Consider the following 6304-nt stretch of genomic DNA (forward strand, 5'->3'; position numbering starts at 1 on the left):
CTCGGCGCGGCCGGAGCGAGCAGCCAGGACCGCGTCGCGGAAGGCCTTCTGGCGTCGTCGTCGGAAGGGCCCGAGTTCCGGGAGATTGGAAGAGATAAGCGCGTACACCGGTATGTCACGGCCATCCGCCGCCACATTGGGCACGCCGGGTTGCACGCGCACGGCGTCGACCAACGCCAAGGGGATCTTCGTGGTGAAGAGCGGGCCGACCACCACCACGCCGCCAGTTTCTCTGTTCAGTCGAGCCTCGGGAGTGACGGCGGCCTGGTAGACGACTGTCGCGATGGCCAGGTAGGCGAGGGTGTAGCCCGTAGCCTCGCCGGGCATGAACCGATCAGAGGTGGCATCGAATCGGGCGATCAACCCCGGAACCGGCAGGACGTCGAACAGGTCATAGGCGATCGGTAGCAGCCCGGCGCCGAGCCACACCAGCAGTCCACCCAGACGGCCGCCCCAGTTCAGGAAGCGACTGGGCCCTGGCTCTGCTCCGAGCGCGGATGCGTGCACGCGGAAACCATGGCACACGAACTGAGCGACCAGGTGGCCGGCCCGCGCACGGCACCTCGAGTGGCTCACACCCTTCCGCTCATCGGCACCCTCGATCACCCACATATCCCCGATGAGCGTCTCGCGCTCATCGGCATGAGAGCGAAACATCGCCCGTTGAAGGAACCAGGGCGAGTCCAGGTCTCAGCTCGACGAGTTCGTGCGCTCGAGCCAGCCGGGCGTGTTCTGCGCCGGCGACATCGCCCACCTTCCGTCACTCCCGAAGCCGATGTCGTCCGTGACGATGGCCGCGGCGGCAGGCCAGCTCGCAGCCGGCGCGGCGCAGATGCACCTCATGTCGTCGCGACACTGAGCAGGCCCCAAGAGCCCGCCCACGCCCCAGGTCGGCTGGGCACGCGGCCGGGCTCAGCGGCATACGGGATGGATTGGGGCATGCGCCACTTGCCGGAGGCTGAGATCGCGTCGCATCGGTTCCGCCTTCATCTCTCGCTGCTGGTCTCGCCGATCGGAGCGGCATGATGGACCAGCGGCTCAGGCGCAGCGAGCCACGGCACTGCGCCGGCGATACACACGAGACCCGTCACGACGAAGGCTGCACCGAAGCCAAGGCCGTCGGCCACGAGCCCGACGAGGATCGGGCCGAGGATCGCGCCACCGTCCTGGGCCATCTGGAACGTCGAGAGAACCCTGCCGCCGTTCCGTTCGTGGCCGATCACGTCGGCCACCGCGGCCTGCTGGGCTGGGTTCACCAGGCCGGCCCCGACGCCGGAGATCGCCGACAGGCCGAAAAGCACGGCCAGCCCAAGGCCGACAGACAGGGCAGGGTGCTGGGCGAACGCCAGGAGTGCCGTCGAGGTCCCCATGACGACCAGTCCGCCGATGACGAGCGGGCGGCGCCCGACGCGGTCGGCCATCTTGCCCGAGAACTGCAGGGTGACCGCGGTGCCCACGGCGCCGATGGCGAGGGCCGCGCCCGCCACCCACGCCCGGTCGAGCACTGCGGTCGCCAGGAGCGGCAGCACGGCCATCCGCACGCCGAAGTTCGTCCAGCCGTTCGCGACGCCCGAGGCGAGCACAGCCCGGTAGACCGGCGACTGCCACGCCTCGCCCAGGGTCATGGCGTCCCGTTTGGCCCGCTCCTCGACCGGTCGCAGTCGGGCGCCGCCCAGCCCGATGGCCACCACCGCCGCCGCGATGAGCAGGGCGACGGAGTACACGATGAAGGGGGCGCGCAGGCCCCAGCCGGCGAGCAGCCCGCCGAGGACCGGACCGATCATTCCGCCGATGAGGAAGGCCGACGCGTAGGTGGAGGACACCCGACCGCGAGCGCTCGGCGGCGCCAGGCGGACGAGGAGCGCCATCGTGGAGATGGTGAACATCGTCGATCCGATGCCGCCGAGCCCTCGGAAGACGAGCAGCTGGACGTACGACTGGGCGAAGGCCGACGCGAACGAGGAGATCGCGACGATGACCAGCCCGGCCAGGTAGACGGGCCGCTCCCCGAGGCGACTGACGAGCTCGCCACCGACGGGCGCGAAGACGAGGCGGAAGAACGCGAACGCCGAGACGATGACCGAGGCGGCGGCGACCCCGACGTCGAAGGAGCGGGCGTAGGCCGGTAGGACCGGCGAGACGATTCCGTACCCGATGGCGATGACGAACGCCGCACCGACGAGGATCCAGATCTCCCGGGGAATCCGGAGCGGGTGCGGGGGAGGACTGGACCTGGACATCGCGTCATTGTCGCTGACGCGAGACCGGGAACCGGACCGCGGCCCCTCAGGCCGATGGTTCCGATGCGACAGGGTCGGGGTCTTCGGCCACGTGATGCAGGAAGGACCAGAACACCCCGGCGGTGATGACCGCCAGCGCCGCGAAGGGGACGACCACGGCATCTGAGGCGACGTCCGAGAAGGGATCGGCACGATGTCCGAACCACTGGTCGACTGCGACTGTCGCAGCCTCCAGCGTCCAGAACGCGAGCGCGGCGCCTGAGATGACGAAGCCCCAGGGTCGGCGGTGCCAGAGCTGCCATGCGCCCACCGCGACCAGCGGCAGCCAGAACGCCAGGTCCTGCAGGTAGGTCGGCACCGTCGCGATCCCCATCCCCTCGACCAGGCCGGGCATCTGGTCGCTCATGGTTGCAGGCACGATCCGGGCCAGCCAGGCCAGGACATTGAGGGTGACGATGGCGCCGAGAAACCCAGCGATGGGCCGAGCCCGCATCGCGGGGCTGCACCGGTGCGCCACTGCGTGCGCGTCGACCGACCGGGCGACGGCGATCATGGTCGCCAACGCCACACCGAAGGTCGCCACGTAGAGCAGGAAGAGCCGGTTGATCGGTGTCCCGATCAACAGCAGGAACGAGTTGTAGACGAGGAACATCGACATCCCGGCCCACACGAAGAACCACCTCGTCGAGCCGTGGAGCGTGCGCCGTGCGGCAAGGAAGAGGGCGGGAGAAGCGACGAGACACATCATCAGGGCCGTCCCGCGTGCCGAGCCCCGCATGACCTCCGGCCCCACGAGGAAGCCGCCGAGGAAGGTGAGGCTGCCGGCCGCAAAGGCCAGCACCGCGAGAGCCGTGGAGAGGTGAACCGCTCCCCGCGAGGTCGTCACCCGGGTCCGAGTGGGGGCGCGTTGTTCGATGGCCATCGTTTCCTCCTGCGTGCGGGCCGTTGGTCCCAGCCGACCAGCGAACCGGAGTCCTTGACAGGGCCGAATGGCCCGGGATCGCGCCATCACATAGGTGATTCACAGGAAGGGGCCCTTCCTTGCATACGTCCCTCTCAGGTTGACGTCGCATCGTTGAAAGACGAACCAGCCGAGGAGGAGCGATGGGATCGACCTCATTGAGGCGAGCGCGGTCCTGGACCGTGGGCGTCATGGCGGCGACCGCCGTGGCGACTGCGATCACGGGCTACCATCTCGCCGCGGACCACTCGGCCGCGCTCGCGACGGGGACGAGCAACCCGTCCGACAGTTCCAGTGTGGCGCCGGCCCAGCATCGCGACGACAACGGCTTCACGCTCTTCGGCGACGAAGGGCGTGAAGGTGACGAAGGCGACGAAGGCGGCAGTGCCGGCCTGTTCGGATCGGGCGGCCAGGTGACGCCGAGCTTCCCGAACAACCAGGGCAACCAGGGCACTCAGAGCCAGAACGGCTTCAGCTCTCCGGGCCAGCTGGGATCCGGATCGGGCACCCCACACGTCATGAGCCACGGATCATGACGGCAGCCCTGGCCGAGCCGCTCGGCCGCGTCACCTTCCGCGCGATGAGCACGGCGAACACCATCCTGACGACCGATCCCCGCGCCGCCGTTGGCGGCGCAGAGATCGCTCAGGACTACATCGCCGAGCTGGACCGTGCCGTCTCCCGATTCCGCCCCGACTCCGAGGTCTCTCGCCTCGGCGTGCGTGCCCGCTCGGACGCCGCCTCGACCTTCGTCTCGCCCGTCTTCGCCGACCACCTGCAGACGGCGATCGAGATGGCCCGCATCACCGGTGGTCTCGTCGATCCCACCGTCGGGTCCGCCGTCGTGGCGAGCGGCTACGACGACGACATCGAGGTCGTCCGGGCGCGGAGGTTCCCCAGCGCCGACACCCGCCGCCCCGCCGTCCCAGGCTGGAGGGCCATTCGCTTCTTCAGCACGAGGCGGTGGTTGTCGGTGCCGCACGGCACGCTCCTCGACCTCGGCGCGACAGCCAAGGCGTACGCGGCCGACGTCCTCGCGGCCCGACTCCGCGACGAGCTGACGGGCGGGTTTCTCGTCGACCTTGGCGGCGACATCGCTGTGGCCGGCGAGACCCCCGCCGGCGGCTGGCAGATCGGCATCGAGGACGAGGAGGGCCGGGTCCTCCAAGTGGTCGCCTCGACCGGCCAAGCCGTCGCGACGTCGTCGACGCGGCGCCGGTGCTGGTCCTCTGCGAGCGGCGAACGCCACCACATCATCGACCCCCGAACCGGACTCACGGCGCCCCTGACGTGGGCGCAGGTGTCCTGTGCAGGCGTGTCGGCCGCGGAGGCGAACGCCGCCGCCACAGCCGCGATCGTCCTCGGCCCGGGTGCCCCCGCCTGGCTCGAGGAGCAGGGGGTCTCCGCCCGACTCGACGCCCGCGATGGTTCCACGGTGTTGACGCGGGGCTGGCCCCGCGAGGACCTCCTCCAACGGCACGCCTGATGAACGAGCTGCTCTGGTACACCTCTCGCGCGACCGGCCTCGCGAGCATCGTCCTGCTCACCGGCGTCGTCATCCTGGGCGCGACGATCTCGGGGCGTGGCGCCCGCAGCCGGGACGGTGCGACCGTCGTCACCGCCCTGCACCGATGGCTGTCCCTCGGGATGACGGTCTTCCTGCTCCTCCATGTCGCAACGGCCGTCGTCGAGACCTACGTGTCGATCGACCTGGTCTCGGCGATCCTTCCGTTCACGTCGGGATACGAGCCGCTGTGGGTGGGACTGGGGACGCTTGCCTTTGACGTGTTCGTCGCCGTCTTGGTCACCTCCCTGCTGCGCCATCGCATCTCGGAGCGCGCCTGGCGCTTCGTCCACTGGGCTGCGTACCTCATGTGGCCGCTCGCCATCCTCCACGGGTTCATCCTCGGCACCGCGGACGAGCCGATCCTCCGACTTGCGACCGTCGCCTGCGCGGTGGCCGGTGGCGCCGCGATCGTCTGGCGCTCCGGGGTGACGCCCCACGACACCCATCGGCGCCGCGACGTCGCCACCCAGGAGTGGTCATGACCCTTGCCTCGCTCCTTCGCGACGCCGGTCTCACCGGCCGCGGTGGTGCCGCCTTCCCCACGGCGGTGAAGCTCGAAGCGGCCCGCGCGCACCGTGCTCGCCTGATCGTCAACTGCTGTGACGGCGAGATCGGCGCGGCGAAGGACGGCTGGGTCGTCGAGCACCGCCTCGAGGAACTCGTCAGAGGGGCGAACCTGCTCAGTCCCCGCCGTCCCGCCACGATCCGGTATGCCGCTCACCGCGGTTCCGCGACCGCCGTCCGACTGCACGGGGCGGGCCTCGACGTCCTCGAGGTTCCGGCCCGGTACGTGTCGTCCGAGGAGAGCTCGCTCATCTCCCTCGCCCAAGGCGGTCTCGCCCGACCGATGACGAAGCGGGCTCCTCCCTTCGTCGCCGGCGGGCGGGACTCGGCGGGGCGGTGGATCAGGCCCACGGTCGTGCTCAACGCCGAGACCGTGTGGCGAGTGCTGCAGGTCGTCGAGTGGGGGCCGGACTGGTTCCGCTCGTTCGGGACCGCCGCTGAGCCCGGACCCCGCCTCGTCAGCGTCAACGGTCCGACCGTCCGCGGTGTGGTGCTCGAGACGGAGGCGGGAGCCCCGATGGCCGAGCTGCTCTCGGCGATCGGTGGTCTGGCCGCCGATTCCGAGGCCGTGCTCGTCGGTGGCCTGGGCGGCAGCTTCGTGCCGGCCGACGTGGTCCCGAGCCTGACGTGGTCGACGGCCGCCCTCGCCCGGTTCGGCGCCGGCACCGGTCCGGGAGTCATTGAGCTGATCGAGCCGCGCGAGTGCCCGATCGCCCTCGTCGACCGGTTCCTCGCCTACGCGTCCGGCGAGTCGGCCGGCCAGTGCGGACCGTGCATGTTCGGCGTGCCGGCCTTGGCGGCAGAGTGGCACCGCTTCGCGGAACGTCCCAGTGCCCTTGTCCTCCAGGACATCTGGCGGCGTGCCGGTCTGCTTCCCGGTCGTGGTGCTTGTCGATTCCCCGACGGTGTGGCGCGGTTCGTGGCCTCTGCCAGGCAGGTCTACGGTGAGCACCTCGAGGGCCACCTGGCCGG

General features: G+C 70.3%; 8 protein-coding genes. 5 read left to right on the forward strand and 3 right to left on the reverse strand.

Annotated features, from left to right (window positions below; all coding sequences use genetic code 11):
• Positions 1 to 507: hypothetical protein (locus ABF401_RS12645; RefSeq protein WP_353509923.1), on the reverse strand; the 507-nt coding region annotated here is incomplete at its 3' end.
• A gap of 199 nt (positions 508 to 706) precedes the next feature.
• Here ABF401_RS12645 and ABF401_RS12650 point away from each other — a divergent pair.
• Positions 707 to 859, forward strand: coding sequence for a hypothetical protein (locus ABF401_RS12650; RefSeq protein ID WP_353509924.1), 153 nt, complete (start codon positions 707 to 709; stop codon positions 857 to 859).
• Between the two features lie 127 nt (positions 860 to 986).
• Here ABF401_RS12650 and ABF401_RS12655 read toward each other — a convergent pair whose 3' ends face one another.
• Positions 987 to 2240, reverse strand: coding sequence for an MFS transporter (locus ABF401_RS12655; RefSeq protein ID WP_353509925.1), 1254 nt, complete (start codon positions 2238 to 2240; stop codon positions 987 to 989).
• A 46-nt stretch (positions 2241 to 2286) separates the two neighbouring features.
• Entirely contained in the window at positions 2287 to 3162 is an 876-nt protein-coding gene (locus ABF401_RS12660) for a hypothetical protein (RefSeq protein ID WP_353509926.1), read from the reverse strand.
• A 182-nt stretch (positions 3163 to 3344) separates the two neighbouring features.
• Between ABF401_RS12660 and ABF401_RS12665 the strand changes: the two genes are divergently transcribed.
• From ABF401_RS12665 to ABF401_RS12680, 4 genes are all read left to right on the forward strand, one after another.
• On the forward strand, positions 3345 to 3737 hold the full coding sequence (locus ABF401_RS12665) for a hypothetical protein (protein WP_353509927.1): 393 nt from the start codon (positions 3345 to 3347) through the stop codon (positions 3735 to 3737).
• Positions 3734 to 4687, forward strand: a complete 954-nt coding sequence (locus ABF401_RS12670; RefSeq protein ID WP_353509928.1) for an FAD:protein FMN transferase — start codon at positions 3734 to 3736, stop codon at positions 4685 to 4687. The genes ABF401_RS12665 and ABF401_RS12670 overlap by 4 nt, the downstream gene beginning before the upstream one ends.
• Positions 4687 to 5250, forward strand: a complete 564-nt coding sequence (locus tag ABF401_RS12675) for a ferric reductase-like transmembrane domain-containing protein (protein WP_353509929.1) — start codon at positions 4687 to 4689, stop codon at positions 5248 to 5250. Before ABF401_RS12670 ends, ABF401_RS12675 begins: the two co-directional genes overlap by 1 nt.
• Positions 5247 to 6304, forward strand: a 1058-nt coding sequence (locus ABF401_RS12680) for an NADH-ubiquinone oxidoreductase-F iron-sulfur binding region domain-containing protein (protein WP_353509930.1), incomplete at its 3' end; no start/stop codon positions are given. The genes ABF401_RS12675 and ABF401_RS12680, both read left to right, overlap by 4 nt.

Origin of the sequence: Intrasporangium sp., from assembly GCF_040414665.1 — a bacterium.
Classification (GTDB): domain Bacteria; phylum Actinomycetota; class Actinomycetes; order Actinomycetales; family Dermatophilaceae; genus Intrasporangium.

What these genes read in the sequence shown, in the direction of transcription:
- ABF401_RS12655 (WP_353509925.1), bottom strand. Translation starts at nt 2,240, where the DNA reads ATGTCCAGGTCCAGTCCTCCCCCGCACCCGCTCCGGATTCCCCGGGAG.
- ABF401_RS12660 (WP_353509926.1), bottom strand. Translation starts at nt 3,162, where the DNA reads ATGGCCATCGAACAACGCGCCCCCACTCGGACCCGGGTGACGACCTCG.
- ABF401_RS12665 (WP_353509927.1), top strand. Translation starts at nt 3,345, where the DNA reads ATGGGATCGACCTCATTGAGGCGAGCGCGGTCCTGGACCGTGGGCGTC.
- ABF401_RS12670 (WP_353509928.1), top strand. Translation starts at nt 3,734, where the DNA reads ATGACGGCAGCCCTGGCCGAGCCGCTCGGCCGCGTCACCTTCCGCGCG.
- ABF401_RS12675 (WP_353509929.1), top strand. Translation starts at nt 4,687, where the DNA reads ATGAACGAGCTGCTCTGGTACACCTCTCGCGCGACCGGCCTCGCGAGC.